This window comes from Pseudomonas sp. GW821-FHT07B01, assembly GCF_059419065.1.
Window position 1 is genome coordinate 278,194 of the sequence record NZ_JBWKRA010000001.1, and the last position, 14,784, is coordinate 292,977.

The following is a 14,784-nucleotide window of genomic DNA, read 5'->3' on the forward strand; positions in this document are numbered from 1 at the left end:
CAAGGAGAAAACCATGCCTAAAACCCGACTCGCCCTACTGATCATGTTCGCCGGTAGCCTCGCTGCGTGCGGCGAAAGCTCAACCCTGCAGGTCGCCGACGGCACCGGGCCCTCGCCCCGGCTGCCGGAACCGAACAAGACGCTGATCCCCACTGTCAATATCGCCCCGGCCATCGGCTGGCCCGAAGGCGCCAAGCCAATCGCGGCCGCAGGCACCCAAGTGGCCGCATTCGCCGAAGGCCTGGACCACCCGCGCTGGCTCTACGTGCTGCCCAACGGCGACGTGCTGGTGGCCGAGACCAATGCACCGCCCAAGCCGGACGATGCCAAAGGCGTGCGCGGCTGGGTGATGGAAAAAGTCATGGACCGCGCTGGCGCCGGCGTGCCGAGCCCGAACCGCATTACCTTGCTGCGCGATGCCGACCATGATGGCGTGGCAGAAACTCGCACGGTGTTCCTGGAAAACCTCAACTCGCCGTTTGGCATGGCCCTGGTGGGCAACGACTTATATGTGGCCGATTCGGATAAGTTGCTGCGCTTCCCCTATCAGCCAGGTGAAACCGCGATCACCTCCCCAGGCACCAAGGTGGTGGATTTACCCGGTGGCCCCTTGAACCACCACTGGACCAAAAATGTGGTGGCCAGCCAGGACGGCAGCAAGCTGTACGTGAGCGTCGGCTCCAACAGCAACGTCGGCGAAAACGGCCTGGAAGCCGAACAGGGCCGCGCCGCCATTTGGGAAGTCGACCGCGCCAGCGGCCAACACCGCATTTTTGCCTCCGGCCTGCGCAACCCCAACGGCATGGCGTGGGAGCCACAGAGCGGCAAGCTGTGGACGGCAGTCAACGAGCGCGATGAAATCGGCAGTGACCTGGTGCCGGATTACATCACCTCGGTCAAGGATGGCGGCTTCTACGGCTGGCCTTTCAGTTATTACGGCCAGCATGTGGATGTGCGTGTCACCCCGCAGAACCTGGACATGGTCGCCAAGGCCATCGCTCCCGACTATGCGGTAGGCCCTCATACTGCGTCGCTGGGGCTGACCTTCGCCGAGGGCAGCAAACTGCCCGCTCCCTTCAGTAATGGCGCATTTATCGGCCAGCATGGTTCCTGGAACCGCAAGCCGCACAGTGGCTACAAGGTGATTTTCGTTCCCTTCGAAGGGGGCCAGCCGAAAGGGCAACCGGTGGATGTGCTGACGGGGTTTCTTGATAGCAATGAGAAAGCCATGGGCCGGCCGGTCGGCGTGGTGATAGATCAGCAGGGGGATTTGCTGGTGGCCGATGATGTGGGCAATAAGGTTTGGCGGGTGTCGGCTGTTAAGTAAATAACCACATACCAATGTGGGAGCGGGCTTGCCCGCGATTACGGTGGCCCAGCCAACTAAGCCGTTGACTGACACACTGCATTCGCGGGCAAGCCCGCTCCCACATTTTGGAGTTTTATTGATTCAGGGATTACGCGCCAGATTTCCTGGCAACACGCGTTTGGCACTCAGGTAGGCATTCTGCCAATACGCTTTGGATAGCGTATCCAGCTTCACCGTACCGCCGGTTTGAGGCGCGTGTACGAAGCGGCCCTCCCCCACATAGATGCCCGCATGGCTGACCCGCGAACCACCACCGGTAGCGAAGAACAGCAGGTCGCCGGTTTGCAGGTTTTGTTCGCTGACGTCCTGGGCACGCATCACGATCAATTCACGGGTGGTGCGCGGCAATGAGATGCCGGCAGCGTCGCGGAATACAAAGCCGATCAGGCCACTGCAATCAAACCCCGAGTCCGGTGTGTTGCCGCCCCAGCGGTAAGGTGTGCCGACCAGGCCCAGCGCACGAAAGAGCACGTCTTCGGCAGCAGGCGAGAAATTCTGGGTGGCATAGTTGAACACCGGCTTAGGCTTGACCGCGACAGGCGCGGGCGGCGGTGTACGACTGGCGCAGGCGCTGAGCAGCGCGGCGCAAACAATAAGCATCAGGCGGGCCGAGGTCGACATGTGCAGAACAATCCTGGTCTGGATGCGGCTTTCGCTGCCGAACGTTGAAAACCAGAACGCGCAAGCAAAGCTCGCGCGAACGGATGACAACAATGTCCAGGGATTCTAGCGCTTACACGTCAAACTTCAAGTATCACTTTAACTTTACTTACTAGCGGTAACCGTAGTCGGAGCCATGGCGAGTGCACGCTTGGCTTCGATGAAGGTTTTGCTCCAGTAGCTGTCACCCAGGTTATCGACCCGAACACCACCACTGCGGCGGCTGCTGGAGTGAATAAACTGGTTATCGCCCAGGTAGATACCGGCGTGGCTGACACGACCGCGACCACTGGTACTAAAGAAAAGCAGATCACCGGGCTTGAGGTTGTTGCGTGCGACCAACGGTGCATTCACGTTGATCATCTCGCGTGTAGAGCGCGGCAGATTCATGCCGGCTTCTTCACGAAACAGGTAGCCAATGAACCCACTGCAATCAAAACCGGCTTCAGAGGTGCCGCCGAAACGGTAACGGGTACCGATCAAGGACATGCCGCGCTCAAGGATACTGTCGGCCAGAAGAGGCAGTTGGTAAGGCTTGCTGTCAGAGAACTCGGCGAGTTCTTTTTCGGTTGCCACCTCTTCTTCATAAACAGAAGCAGACTGTGCAGCAACGAACTTTGCCTGATTTTGAACCTGTGGTTTTTGCTGTTCTGCCACCTGCTGAGGGTGGGAGGCGCAACCGAACAACAGGGTAACGAGTGCGAGAGGCACGAGGGGTGCGAAGCGATTTAGCATGGGCACGACCGTGGCTGATGTGTAAAGAAGCCGAGACTATGCCCTCTATCACATCGATTTGCAAATTCAATCGCGATCTATGTGACTTATCGTTTCGACTATGCCATCTAAGCCGTGATTCCATTTTTCGGTTCAGTTGCGTAGCCCCTCGGGCTCAAACGCAGGTTTTCTGACGCCTTGAAAATGCCGACACACGGGAAATCAAGGCCTTACCAGCCCAAAGTTTCTTTCAGGAAAGGGATCGTCAATTTTCTTTGCGCCTGCAAGGAAGCCTGGTCGAGTTGCTCAAGCAAATCGAACAGCGCGCTCATGCTGCGGGTGCCACGGGTGAGGATAAAGTGCCCGACTTCGTCGGTCAGGTGCAGGCCACGACGGGAAGCGCGCAGTTGCAACGCACGCAGCTTGTCCTCATCGGATAACGGGCGCATCTGGAAGATCAACGCCAGGGTCAGGCGCGACTTGAGGTCAGCCAGCTTCACCGGCAGTTCACGCGGCGAGGTGGACGCAGCGATCAGCAAGCGCCGGCCGCTATCGCGCAAGCGGTTGAACAGATGAAACAGCGCCTCTTCCCACTCCGGCTTGCCGGCCACTGCCTGCAGGTCGTCGAGACACACCAGTTCATATTGCTCAAGGTTATCGAAGATGCCGATCCCGCGGTCCATCAACTCGGCCAAGGGCAGGTAGACCGCCGGCTCGCCCGTCTGCTCGAAACGCAGGCACGCGGCCTGCAGCAGGTGGGTACGCCCCACGCCATGCTTGCCCCACAGATAGATCAGGCTTTCAGTCCACCCGGCGTCGGCTTCGCAAAGCCGCTCCACATAGCCGAGTGCAGCGGCATTGGCGCCTGGGTAGTAGTTGATAAAGGTAGCGTCATCACGCAGACGCACACCTAGGGGCAGCTGAATCGGTTTCATGCTGACTGAACGGCTCCCATCGAACCGTTAGTGGCCTCTATGTAAAGTTTGCAAAGTTTATACCCGTGACGCCGGGCGCACAATGCAGCAGACCACAAGCAAAATCAAAGGTTTGCGTTAACCCGGCGGTTTTACGCAGTTTGTTTGACGCACCCCGGCGCCAGAATCAACAAACCCGGCCAGGGCCGGGTTTGTGACACCGCGATTACAACTCGGGCTCATCCACCCCGGTATACACGTCCGAATCCTTGTACAGGTCGTGCACATGGCGTACCAGCACCATGATCACCGCCGCCACCGGCAGCGCCAACAGGATGCCGGTAAAGCCGAACAGCTCGCCACCCGCCAAAATCGCAAAGATCACTGCCACCGGGTGCAGGCCGATTCGATCGCCCACCAGCAGTGGCGTCAGCACCATGCCTTCCAAGGCCTGGCCCACCATGAACACTGCGACAATCCCCAGCATCGGGTACAGGTCGCCGCCAAACTGGAACAGCCCGGCCACCAGCGCCGCACCGATGCCGATCACAAAGCCCATGTAGGGCACGATGGCCGCCAGGCCCGCGATCAAGCCGATCAACAGCCCCAACTCCAGGCCGATCGCCATCAGGCCAGCAGCGTAAATCACCCCCAGGGCCAGCATCACCAGCAACTGGCCACGCACGAACGCACCCAATACCTCATGACACTCCGCTGCCAGGGAAACAACACGCTCTTCGCGGTCACGAGGCAGCAGACTGCGGATCTTGGCCATCATGATGTCCCAGTCTCGCAGCAGGTAGAACGCCACCACCGGGATCAGCACCAGGTTGGTCAACCAGCCGATCAGCGCCAGGCTCGACGCAGTCGCCTGGCTGAGCACCACCGTGACGATATCGGTGGTCTTGTCCATGTGCTCGCTGATGGCCGCCTTGACCTTGTCGAACTTCCAGAAGCCATCCGCCAGCCCGAACTTGGACTGGGCCCACGGCATCGCCGTGTGCTGCAACCAGTCGAGCATCTGCGGCGCCAGCTCATAGAGGCGAAACAACTGCTTGGCCAACATCGGCACCAATATCAACACCAGCGCCGTGATGATCAACGTGAACAGCGCAAACACCGTGATCACGCCCCAGGTGCGCGACATGCCGACTTTTTCCAGGCGATCCACCACGGGATCGAACAGATAGGCGAGCAGTAGCGCCACCAGGAACGGCGTCAGGATCGAATGCAGCAAGAACACAAAACCGCACAGCAGGACAATCCCGCCAAGCCACACCCAACGACGCGTATCCGCCATAAACCACTCCATCTGTTTATTACGCCCTTCTTCTATATAGAAGGAGGAACACTATTTACCAACGAAAACGCAATTGCGCCTGGGGCTCAGGTGCAACAGCCGGTTGCGTGCCATCGATCACGGCTGGCTGGGCCGGGGCTTCGCCAGCAGGAATTTCCTGCAGCTTGGCCAGGCTCAATTGGGTGCGCAGTTGTTCGGCGCTGCCATTGACGCGATACACAATCCGGTTGCCATCCACCCACTGCGGCTGGCCGCCAAAGGGCTCCAGCAAACGACCCAGGGCGGCGTAGCGCTCAAGGTTCATGCCTTGTACCTCAAGCAGTTGCTCAGTGCTCACGCCCGGCTTGACCGCAAAGCGTGGCGCCAGCTTTTGGCTGACCGCCAGCAATACCGCATCGGCGAGCGCGGCAGTGTCAGCGCCTTGGGCGGTGCCCTCCTCAGCCTCGTCGCCCAGCCACAGGCGCCATTTGGCCTGCCATTGACTGCCTTCCTGGCGCGCATGCACCGCCAGCAAAGCATCGGCACCGTAACGCTCGGAGGCTGCGCGCAAAGGCGTGGCGTCCGGGCTTTCAAGGTTCGGCGCGGTGGCGACTACCTGTTCATCCAGGTCTCCCAGCGGCAAGCGCAGCGGCAGACCCCGGTGTTGCGCGGCCCGGCGCAGGGCCTGGGCAACGGCCTGGCCATCGCCGACCAGGCTGCTGCCTTCAGTTGAATCGTTCAGCCACCAACCCAGGATCGATGGCCGGTTGCTGCCCCAGATCGACAGGCCCGCATCCCGCAAGGCGCGGTCGGTGCTGACCGGGTCGAAGTCCACTTGCAGGCTTTCTGGCGGGCCGGCGTCGTAGCCGTACTGGCTGATGATTTGTTGCGGGTCTTTGCGGATCGCTGCCAGGCCCGGGCCATCGGCGGCCTTGGCGTCGCCGGTCAGGCGGATCACCAGGGTCTGCACGGCACGCTGGGTGGCTTGGTCGCGCTCTTGGGGCGACTGGCTGCTGACTGGTTCAAGTACTTGATAGAGGCCATTGAGGGTTTCGGCATGACTCGCCAGGCTGACCAACGACAAGCAGCCTACAAAGAAGAATTTACACAGACGCATGGAAGATTCCCGAACGACAAATTTAGCGGTTGGAACAGACCGCGTGATCTCGGTTTGGCAAGGCTGTGACACAGCGACCGGTAAAACATTCACAGGGTCCCGGTAAGTTTTCATACTGTCATAACGCTAGCGAGCTCAAGGCTATACCTTAATACGCACGATTACCGGCCCGATTTGCATTTTTTTGAACTCATATGCCCTGCCCGTCGGCCCGAGGATGGCCGCTGCCCCTCAAGCCTGATAAAATCGCGCGCCTTCGCAGACCGTCAACGGCAGGGCCCTTTCCAAAAGCCCCCGCCCGCCCGGTCGTTACCCAGAAATCCCCCCTAAAGGCCTGGATCATGAGCAAGCAACCCTCCCTGAGCTACAAGGACGCCGGTGTAGACATCGACGCCGGTGAAGCATTGGTCGAACGCATCAAGAGCGTCGCCAAGCGCACTGCGCGCCCTGAAGTCATGGGTGGCCTGGGCGGTTTTGGCGCCCTCTGCGAAATCCCGGCCGGCTACAAGCAGCCTGTACTGGTGTCCGGCACCGACGGCGTAGGCACCAAGCTGCGCCTGGCCCTGAACCTGAACAAGCACGACAGCATTGGCATCGACCTGGTCGCCATGTGCGTCAACGACCTGGTGGTGTGCGGCGCCGAGCCGCTGTTCTTTCTCGACTACTACGCCACCGGCAAGCTCAATGTCGAGACCGCGACCCAGGTCGTAACCGGCATCGGTGCTGGCTGCGAGTTGTCGGGTTGCTCCCTGGTCGGCGGTGAAACCGCTGAAATGCCAGGCATGTACGAAGGCGAAGACTACGACCTGGCCGGCTTCTGTGTCGGTGTGGTGGAAAAAGCCGAGATCATCGACGGCTCCAAAGTAGCTGCTGGTGACGCCCTGCTCGCCCTGCCATCGTCCGGCCCGCACTCCAACGGCTACTCGCTGATCCGCAAGATCATCGAAGTGTCCGGCGCCGACATCGAGAACATCCAGCTCGACGGCAAGCCACTGACCGACCTGCTGATGGCGCCGACCCGCATCTACGTCAAGCCACTGCTCAAGCTGATCAAGGACACCGGCGCCGTCAAGGCCATGGCCCACATTACCGGTGGCGGCCTGCTGGACAACATCCCACGCGTACTGCCAAAAGGTGCCCAGGCGATTGTCGACGTGGCCAGCTGGCAGCGCCCGGCAGTCTTCGATTGGTTGCAGGAAAAAGGCAACGTCAACGAAACCGAAATGCACCGCGTGCTGAACTGCGGCGTAGGCATGGTGATCTGCGTCGCGCAGGAACACGTTGAAACCGCGTTGAACGTGCTGCGTGAAGCCGGCGAACAACCTTGGGTCATTGGCCAGATCGCCACTGCTGCCGAAGGCGCAGCCCAGGTTGAACTGAAGAACCTCAAGGCTCACTGATGCCCCAGACCTGTGATGTCGTGGTGCTGCTTTCCGGCACCGGCAGTAACTTGCAGGCCCTGATCGACAGCACGCGCACCGGCGACAGCCCGGTGCGCATCGCTGCGGTGATTTCCAACCGCAGCGACGCCTACGGTCTGCAACGCGCCCGTGACGCGGGTATCGATACTCGCTCCCTGGATCATAAGGCGTTCGACGGTCGCGAGGCCTTCGACAGCGCCTTGATCGAACTGATCGACGCCTTCAACCCCAAACTCGTGGTCCTTGCCGGTTTCATGCGCATCCTCAGCGCAGATTTCGTCCGGCACTACGAAGGGCGCCTGCTCAATATCCACCCTTCCCTGCTGCCCAAGTACAAAGGCATGCACACCCACCAGCGCGCCCTCGACGCCGGCGACAGTGAGCATGGCTGCAGCGTGCACTTTGTGACCGAGGAACTCGATGGCGGGCCTCTGGTCGTACAGGCAGTGGTTCCGGTAGAGTCAGGCGACTCGGCGCAGACGCTTGCGCAACGGGTTCATACCCAGGAACACAGGATTTACCCGCTGGCTGTTCGCTGGTTTGCCGAAGGACGGTTGATTCTTGGCGACCAGGGTGCATTATTGGACGGCCAGTTACTCGCGGCCAGCGGCCACTTGATTCGAACCTAGGAGATTTTATGCGTCGCGCCCTGCTTTTCGCTTTTGCGCTGTTCGCTTTGCCTGCCGTACAAGCGGCAGACCTTCACCCCTTCTCCGTCAGCTACACCGCCGACTGGAAACAACTGCCCATGAGCGGTTCGGCTGAACGCAGCCTGAGCAAGAATGGCGACGGTACCTGGACCTTGAATTTCAAGGCCTCGATGATGATTGCCAGCCTGACCGAAACCAGTGTGATCCTGTTCGACAAGGACACCCTGCAACCCAAGAGCTACAGCTTCGAACGCGGCGGCCTGGGCAAGGCGAAGAAGATCAACCTGGACTTCGACCAGAGCGCCAAGAAAGTCACCGGCTTTGAAAACAAAGACCCGGTCAATGTCACGCTCGAAAGCGGCATGCTCGACAAGTCCACCTACCAGCTTGCCCTGCAACGCGATGTTGCCGCGGGCAAGAAGAGCATGAGCTACCGCGTGGTTGAAGGTACAGATACCGATACCTACGACTTCCGCGTGATCGGCTCGGAAAAGGTCCAGACCAAGGTCGGTTCGATCGACGCGATCAAGGTCGAGCGCGTGCGCGACCCGTCGCAGAGCAAGCGCATCACACAGATGTGGTTTGCCAAGGACCAGGGCGGCATTCTGGTTGCCTTGCGTCAGGTCGAGACTGACGGCAAGGAATACAACATCATGCTGCAGGATGGCACCGTTGACGGTAAGGCCGTCAAAGGTAGCTGATTGCTGATGCACCGAAAAAGAGCCTCGCTGAATGCGGGGCTTTTTTTTGCCTGCGATAGCGGTGCCGAGGTCAACCTAGCCAACCTTAACATGAAACTTTTGTCATAAAGCCGCTGCGATGGCGACGCAATGCCTTGGTTTACAAGGCCTGCAGCATTGTTGCGTTCCCCGCAATGAATTATTGCGCGCAAAATCAGTTTACTTAGCAAGCTAACAAATCATATAACAGAGGCCTGCGACGACTTGCCGCAGATCAACCAGAGATTGGAGCAAGCAGATGACTGTAAAAGTAACTGAACGCGACGATGAGCATATGTCCCATGAAGCAGTAGGCCATGGGATTCACATCTGGGATGTCCATCAGCAAGACGTATTGGTCGGCATGTTCCACAACGAGAGCGACGCCCACAATTATAAAAACGAGCTCGAAACTCTCGAACTGCAACGCCAGGCAAAAAGCTCCTGAAGCTCTGAAATCATGTTGACGCCCGGCCCACGCAGCCGGGCCGTCTACATCAAAAACCGCGCCATTCGAGCGCGGTTTTTTTGTCAAAGATTCGGTATAAATTAATGTAACAAAAGTACACACAAATAATGATTCTCGATATCATTCGTGCGCCTTTCATTCAGGCTGACGATCAGGGAATCAATTTGATGCACGGAAATAGCAGGAAGCCAGAAAACGCGTTACTGGAACGCTGGAGCGAAGCACTTGCCACTGCGCAATTTCAGACCAGCCACGTCACCCTCGAAGCCCTGATCAATACGCTGGCACCTGCCGCCGAACGTAGCTTCCAACGCCTGATCCAAGCATTGTTTCGTGAAAGCCTGCTGGACCCCAGCACTCTCCTTTATGACGAACATGGGCATTGCTCGCTGACACTGGCTTGCCAGGCCCGATTGCGTTTCGAACATTTGCACCCTGGCCGCATGGCAAGCTGGGACCTGCGTGGCGAAGTCATCCTGTTGCGCGAAGGCCAGCCCGAACAGAAAATCCAGTTCCCATCACAGTTGTTGACGTTGCTTAACGCCAGCCTTGAGTCGCCTGCCGACCGGGAAGTGCTCAACCGCCTCAACGTCGAGATCGACGACAGCTTCATCAACGACACCTTGTGCCTGGCCTTCCATGAGCAATGGACGCTCAAGCTGCATGCATCCCTGGGCCCGGAGCATCAAGACAATCTGCTGAGTCATCTCAAAAACAGCCCGAGCGTTATCAACCCGACTTCCGTGCTTGAACAGTGGGGAACACTGGGTCACCCATGGCATCCCAATTACAAGACCAAGCTGGGCCTGAATACCGAGCAAGTCATCGACTATTCGCCAGAGTTCGAAGCACGCTTCCCGGTGCTGCTGTGCGCGCTGCATCGCCAATTTGCCCATGTCGAAAAGTTGGCCGGTACCGCCGATTACTGGCAGTGGTGGAGCGAGCACTTCCCGCAAGCGGCACAGCAATTGACCGCAGTCCTGCAAGCACAGGGCCTTCAGGCAGGCGATTATCTGCCATTGCCCGCCCACCCCTGGCAGGCACGCCAGGAACTGCCCCAACTGTTCGCCAACGAAATCGGCGACAAACTGCTGGTGCTGACCGATATCGTCGCGTTTACCGCCCACCCCACCATGTCATTCAGAACCGTGTTGCCTGAAGGGCGTTGCGATGCGCCTATGGTCAAACTGCCCGTGTCGCTGCGACTGACCAGCGTGCAGCGCACCGTCTCACCGCGCTCAGCACGCATGGGCCCACGGATCAGCCATTTGCTGCTGGCCATCCTGGAGCGCGAGCCTGCGATTCAGAAAATCCTCAGCATCGTTCCCGAGCGTATCGGTGTGCATTTCAAGCCACAGCCGGCCAATGACGAGCACTCCCGCCACCTGGCGGTGCTCTATCGCGACAATCCCCATAGCCAGCTCCAGCCCGGGGAAATGGCCGTGCCGGTGGGCAGCCTGTTTGCCATTGATCAACACGGCCAGCCGCTGCTGCGCCAATGGGTGCGCCTGAGCCAAGGCAAGGATGACGCGGCGGCCATGCTCGCCTTCTTCCATGAGTACGCGGCGATCAGTGTGCCGGCGCTGCTGGGCATGTATTTGCGCTACGGCGTTGCATTCGAGGCCCATCAGCAGAACTCCTTTATGGTCATGGCCGCAGACGGGCAATTGAGCCGCCTGCTGTTACGCGATTTCGGCGATATCCGTATCGACCGCAAAACCTTGCACGCCCACGGCCTGGACATTGAACTGCACGACCCGAAGATGACGCTGTACGACGACGCAGGTTTCGTAAGGGACAAGCTGCTGCACACCGTATTCATGTGCCATCTGGGCGAGCTCATCCTGCTTGCCGCGCGCCACTTCGACATCCCCCAGACGCTGCTCTGGAATGAACTGTCGGCTCAGGTCAGCCAGTGTTTTGACGACCTGCGCTCGCAGGTTGATCCGCCGCGCTGGGCCACCGAGCGCGAAGCACTGCTGGAGCACGCGTGGCCGGCCAAGTCGTTCATGCGCATGCGTCTGCTGGAGAGTCATGCCGATATCGTCGGGCGCCTGCCCAACCCGTTGAGCGCGGCCGCCAATGCCGACTAACAACACAGCGCTGCGGCTGCTGGTGGTGATTCAGTTGGTGTCGATGGGGGCGATGGAAATGAGCGGCCCGTTCTGGCCGCTGCAAATCCAGAAGCTGTTGGGCGCCGCCAATGCTCAGTACACCGGCCTGCTGTCTTCTCTGGTGTATGCCGGGCCGATGATGGCAGCGATGATCCTCACGCCCATGTGGGGGAAGCTGGGCGACCGTACCGGCCATAAGCCCATGATCATCCGCGCGTTGCTGGCACTGGCGGTGTGTCAGGCGCTGGCTGCGATAACGCCTGATCCGTGGTGGCTGGTGGTCATCCGCGTGGTGCAAGGTGCGTTGGCCGGCTTCATTGCAGCTGCCCAAGCCTACGCACTGGCCTGCTGCGGCGACGGCGGACGGGGGCACATTCTTGCCAGGCTGCAATCAGCCACTGCCGTAGGCTCCCTGGCCGGACCGGTATTGGGCGGCTGGCTGATGGACATATCCGGTTTCGCATTGCTGTGCTACAGCGCCACCGTCGTCTGCCTGTTGTGCGCGATAATCAGCGCGTTTTTACCCAGCGACTCACCACGATCCAGACCTGCCCGCCCATCGAAGCCTGTCGCACTGCCCAAAGGCTGGCTTGGCGCGATGTTGGGGATCATCGTATTGATCCAGGCAGCCAGGATGATGCCGCAACCGTTTTACGCTCTATATGTTGCCGAGGTTTTGCAGGCGCCCGCGTGGCTGATCGGCGCCAGCTATGGCGCCAGCGCCTTGACCCTGGCACTGTCTGCGCCGTTATGGGGCCGCCTGTTCGATCGACATCAGCCAGCACATACGCTGCGCATCATCGAATGGGTCACCTGGGCCTGCGCCCTCACGCTGGCCTGCACGGCGCTGGCCAGTGAATGGTTGGGGTTCATCGCCAGCCGGTTGCTGTGGGGCGTGTGGCAGGGAGCTTTGCTGCCCGTGGCCTACACGCTGATCGCCAATACCGTCGCGTCCAGCCAGCAGGGTTTTGCCCTGGGCATGGGTAACAGCGCCGCCAAAGCAGGTGCGCTGTGCGGCGCCTTGATAGGCGGTATCGGCATGGGGTGGGTGGGCCTGGCGCACAGCTTCTGGCTGGTCGCACTGACCTATGCATTGGCCGCCGTGAGTATCCGCGCGATCCGTTCATACACGCGAGCGCCTGAGACACCCGATTTTTCTGTCAATACTTCTAATAACTCTGAGACAAACCCATGAATAAATCGCAATTGGCCGTTCTGCTGCCGCTTCTCGGCTCGATGAGTGCGCCCGCCTGGGCCGATCAGACAGAACAGACACAGGCAGCCCCGACCAGCCTGCAATTACAGGCAACAGTCGTATCGGCCACGCGCAGCGAAACCAGCATTGCGCAGATTCCAGGCTCAGTGCAGGTGATCAATGAAGCGCAAATCCGCCAGCAGACCGGAGCAGGACGTCGGGTTGCAGATATCCTCGGCCAACTGGTGCCTGGCATTGCCCCTTCCAGCGGCGGCATGAGCAACTTCGGCCAGACGCTTCGCGGGCGTAATACCCTGATCCTGATCGATGGGGTTTCACAAAACGCCACGCGCGATAACTTCCGCCAGCTCAACAGCGTGGCACCGGAAAGCATCGAGCGTATCGAAGTGATCTCCGGTGCCAGCAGTGTCTACGGCGCAGGCGCATCGGGCGGCATCATCAACATCATCACCAAACGCAACCAAGGTGAAGACCTGGCGTTCAGCAGCAAGATCGGCATGACCGCCGGTAACAACCTCAGCCACAAGGGGTTCGCTTATCAGGCGTTCCAAAGCGCCACCGGGCGCAAGGGCCCGGTGGACTGGTACCTCTCGGGCAACACCGTGCAGCGCAACGATCAGTTCGACGGTAATGGCAAGCGCATTCCCCAGGACACGTCCCAGGGCAGCAACATGGACACCGATACCTACGACCTGCAAGGTCGCTTCGGCTATGAGCTTGATGACGACAAGAAAATCAGCCTGTCGCTGCAAGACTACAAGGACGAACAAGACACCCGCTACACCAAGAACCCCCGCATCACCAGCAACGCAGTCGCCGTAAAAGGCCTGGACCTGGGCGACCAACCCTACACCCACAACCAGGCGGTCAACCTCAACTACGCCGACAAGGATTTCTACGGCCAGGGCCTGCAGATCGAAAGCTACTGGCGGCGGGCCGACGCCCTGTTCTTTCCAGACCTGTCCCGAGGCCGGGCAGGCGTGTCAGATAACAACAGCGTGCAGGACGTCTACGGCCTGCGTGCGGCGATCGAGACCCAGATGCCGGACATCGGCCCGGCAACGGGCAACCTGGTATGGGGCGCGGACTACGACCATGAAACCTCACGCCAGCGTGGCGACCAATACCGGGTCAATGGCCTGACCTACACGAAAACCGGTACCACGTTCGAACTGGGTCCAGATATCGAGACCACCACCAAAGCCATTTTTGGCCAGCTCTCCTACGACATCGACAGCTGGACCTTGCGCGGTGGCGTACGTCGCGAATGGATTGAGAGTAAAGTCTCCGACAGCATCGCGTATGGCGAAATCGTCCAGACCGGCAACCGCGCGACACTGCCCGGTGGCACGCTTAAATACGATGACACGCTGTATAACCTCGGTGCGGTGTACCACCTGACCGACAACCAGGATGTGTTCGTCAACTTCAGCCAGGGCTTTTCCCTACCGGATATCCAGCGCTTCCTGCGTGACGTGAACAGCAAATACGATATCCAGGACCTCAATGCCCAGGCCTTGAAAGTCGATAGCTACGAGCTGGGCTGGCGTGGCGACTGGGACAAGTGGCAGGCCAGTGTCACCGCGTACGAAAACACCTCGGATGTCACGCAGTTCTATGATGCCAATGATCGTGTGCTGCGCCTGATCAATCAGAAAGAGCGCGTGCGTGGCGTCGAAACCGGCCTGACCTATAACATCAGCGACCAATGGTCCGTCGGCGGTACTTACGCTTACGCCAAAGGCGAGACCCAGCAGAACGGCAAGTGGATCGACCTGCCTGCCACCCGCATCTCCCCCGCCAAGACCACAGCCTTTGTCGGCTATGAGCGTGACGACTACAGCCTGCGCTTGCAGGGTATGCGCCTGGCCAATTATGACGCGGCGGCCAAAGACAACAACGGCCGCGATATCCAGGGCTACACCCTGGTCGACCTGCTGGGCTCGGTAAAGCTACCGGTAGGCCGCCTCGAAGGTGCGGTGTACAACCTCACCAACCGCAACTACCAGAACATGTTCGCCCAGGCCAACGCCCGCGCACCGTACCCGAATGCCGAAGGTCGTACCTTCAGCCTGAGTTACGCAGTGGATTGGTAACAGGCTGCACGCTTAAAACACAAACCCCGCCGTTTGGCGGGGTTTG

At 59.7% G+C, this 14,784-nt stretch carries 13 protein-coding genes; 8 read left to right on the top strand and 5 right to left on the bottom strand.

Annotation, left to right across the window (positions count from 1 at the left end; genetic code table 11):
* Positions 1–13 precede the first annotated feature (13 nt).
* Positions 14–1,327 (top strand): PQQ-dependent sugar dehydrogenase, encoded by a 1,314-nt coding sequence (locus AC07S6_RS01305; protein WP_495111530.1) that lies wholly within the window; start codon positions 14–16, stop codon positions 1,325–1,327.
* Positions 1,328–1,450: 123 nt separating this feature from the next.
* Here the strand turns inward: AC07S6_RS01305 and AC07S6_RS01310 are convergent, their stop codons facing one another.
* From AC07S6_RS01310 to AC07S6_RS01330, 5 genes are all read right to left on the bottom strand, one after another.
* Positions 1,451–1,990: a C40 family peptidase gene (locus tag AC07S6_RS01310; RefSeq protein WP_003193049.1), complete on the bottom strand. Its 540-nt coding sequence runs from the start codon at positions 1,988–1,990 to the stop codon at positions 1,451–1,453.
* 144 nt (positions 1,991–2,134) lie between these two features.
* Entirely contained in the window at positions 2,135–2,764 is a 630-nt protein-coding gene (locus AC07S6_RS01315) for a C40 family peptidase (protein WP_003193051.1), read from the bottom strand.
* A gap of 209 nt (positions 2,765–2,973) precedes the next feature.
* Positions 2,974–3,678, bottom strand: a complete 705-nt coding sequence (hda, locus tag AC07S6_RS01320; protein WP_014719395.1) for a DnaA regulatory inactivator Hda — start codon at positions 3,676–3,678, stop codon at positions 2,974–2,976.
* A 205-nt stretch (positions 3,679–3,883) separates the two neighbouring features.
* Complete coding sequence (locus AC07S6_RS01325) at positions 3,884–4,957, bottom strand: AI-2E family transporter (RefSeq protein WP_014719396.1); 1,074 nt, start codon at positions 4,955–4,957, stop codon at positions 3,884–3,886.
* Between the two features lie 55 nt (positions 4,958–5,012).
* Positions 5,013–6,053 (bottom strand): DUF2066 domain-containing protein, encoded by a 1,041-nt coding sequence (locus AC07S6_RS01330; protein ID WP_495111531.1) that lies wholly within the window; start codon positions 6,051–6,053, stop codon positions 5,013–5,015.
* 341 nt (positions 6,054–6,394) lie between these two features.
* On the opposite strand from AC07S6_RS01330, the gene purM reads away from it, so the two are divergent.
* The 7 genes from purM (at position 6,395) to AC07S6_RS01365 (ending at position 14,738) form a co-directional block, all read left to right on the top strand.
* Positions 6,395–7,453, top strand: a complete 1,059-nt coding sequence (gene purM / locus AC07S6_RS01335; RefSeq protein WP_014719398.1) for a phosphoribosylformylglycinamidine cyclo-ligase — start codon at positions 6,395–6,397, stop codon at positions 7,451–7,453.
* Positions 7,453–8,103 (top strand): phosphoribosylglycinamide formyltransferase, encoded by a 651-nt coding sequence (purN, locus tag AC07S6_RS01340; protein WP_003193061.1) that lies wholly within the window; start codon positions 7,453–7,455, stop codon positions 8,101–8,103. Before purM ends, purN begins: the two co-directional genes overlap by 1 nt.
* Positions 8,104–8,111: 8 nt before the next feature.
* Positions 8,112–8,825 (top strand): DUF3108 domain-containing protein, encoded by a 714-nt coding sequence (locus AC07S6_RS01345; RefSeq protein WP_014719399.1) that lies wholly within the window; start codon positions 8,112–8,114, stop codon positions 8,823–8,825.
* A gap of 277 nt (positions 8,826–9,102) precedes the next feature.
* The gene (locus AC07S6_RS01350; RefSeq protein WP_003193064.1) at positions 9,103–9,291 is read left to right on the top strand and encodes a hypothetical protein; all 189 of its coding nucleotides are present in this window, start codon (positions 9,103–9,105) and stop codon (positions 9,289–9,291) included.
* A 188-nt stretch (positions 9,292–9,479) separates the two neighbouring features.
* The gene (locus AC07S6_RS01355) at positions 9,480–11,405 is read left to right on the top strand and encodes an IucA/IucC family protein (protein ID WP_495111532.1); all 1,926 of its coding nucleotides are present in this window, start codon (positions 9,480–9,482) and stop codon (positions 11,403–11,405) included.
* Positions 11,395–12,621: an MFS transporter gene (locus AC07S6_RS01360; RefSeq protein WP_495111533.1), complete on the top strand. Its 1,227-nt coding sequence runs from the start codon at positions 11,395–11,397 to the stop codon at positions 12,619–12,621. Before AC07S6_RS01355 ends, AC07S6_RS01360 begins: the two co-directional genes overlap by 11 nt.
* Positions 12,618–14,738, top strand: a complete 2,121-nt coding sequence (locus tag AC07S6_RS01365) for a TonB-dependent receptor (protein ID WP_495111534.1) — start codon at positions 12,618–12,620, stop codon at positions 14,736–14,738. Before AC07S6_RS01360 ends, AC07S6_RS01365 begins: the two co-directional genes overlap by 4 nt.
* The last annotated feature ends 46 nt before the right edge of the window (positions 14,739–14,784 follow it).

Bases quoted from the DNA above. Each gene is read 5' to 3' on its own strand.
- hda (WP_014719395.1), bottom strand. From the start codon at position 3,678: ATGAAACCGATTCAGCTGCCCCTAGGTGTGCGTCTGCGTGATGACGCT.
- purN (WP_003193061.1), top strand. From the start codon at position 7,453: ATGCCCCAGACCTGTGATGTCGTGGTGCTGCTTTCCGGCACCGGCAGT.
- AC07S6_RS01330 (WP_495111531.1), bottom strand. From the start codon at position 6,053: ATGCGTCTGTGTAAATTCTTCTTTGTAGGCTGCTTGTCGTTGGTCAGC.
- AC07S6_RS01310 (WP_003193049.1), bottom strand. From the start codon at position 1,990: ATGTCGACCTCGGCCCGCCTGATGCTTATTGTTTGCGCCGCGCTGCTC.
- AC07S6_RS01305 (WP_495111530.1), top strand. From the start codon at position 14: ATGCCTAAAACCCGACTCGCCCTACTGATCATGTTCGCCGGTAGCCTC.
- AC07S6_RS01315 (WP_003193051.1), bottom strand. From the start codon at position 2,764: ATGCTAAATCGCTTCGCACCCCTCGTGCCTCTCGCACTCGTTACCCTG.
- AC07S6_RS01345 (WP_014719399.1), top strand. From the start codon at position 8,112: ATGCGTCGCGCCCTGCTTTTCGCTTTTGCGCTGTTCGCTTTGCCTGCC.
- AC07S6_RS01350 (WP_003193064.1), top strand. From the start codon at position 9,103: ATGACTGTAAAAGTAACTGAACGCGACGATGAGCATATGTCCCATGAA.
- AC07S6_RS01365 (WP_495111534.1), top strand. From the start codon at position 12,618: ATGAATAAATCGCAATTGGCCGTTCTGCTGCCGCTTCTCGGCTCGATG.
- AC07S6_RS01325 (WP_014719396.1), bottom strand. From the start codon at position 4,957: ATGGCGGATACGCGTCGTTGGGTGTGGCTTGGCGGGATTGTCCTGCTG.
- purM (WP_014719398.1), top strand. From the start codon at position 6,395: ATGAGCAAGCAACCCTCCCTGAGCTACAAGGACGCCGGTGTAGACATC.
- AC07S6_RS01355 (WP_495111532.1), top strand. From the start codon at position 9,480: ATGCACGGAAATAGCAGGAAGCCAGAAAACGCGTTACTGGAACGCTGG.
- AC07S6_RS01360 (WP_495111533.1), top strand. From the start codon at position 11,395: ATGCCGACTAACAACACAGCGCTGCGGCTGCTGGTGGTGATTCAGTTG.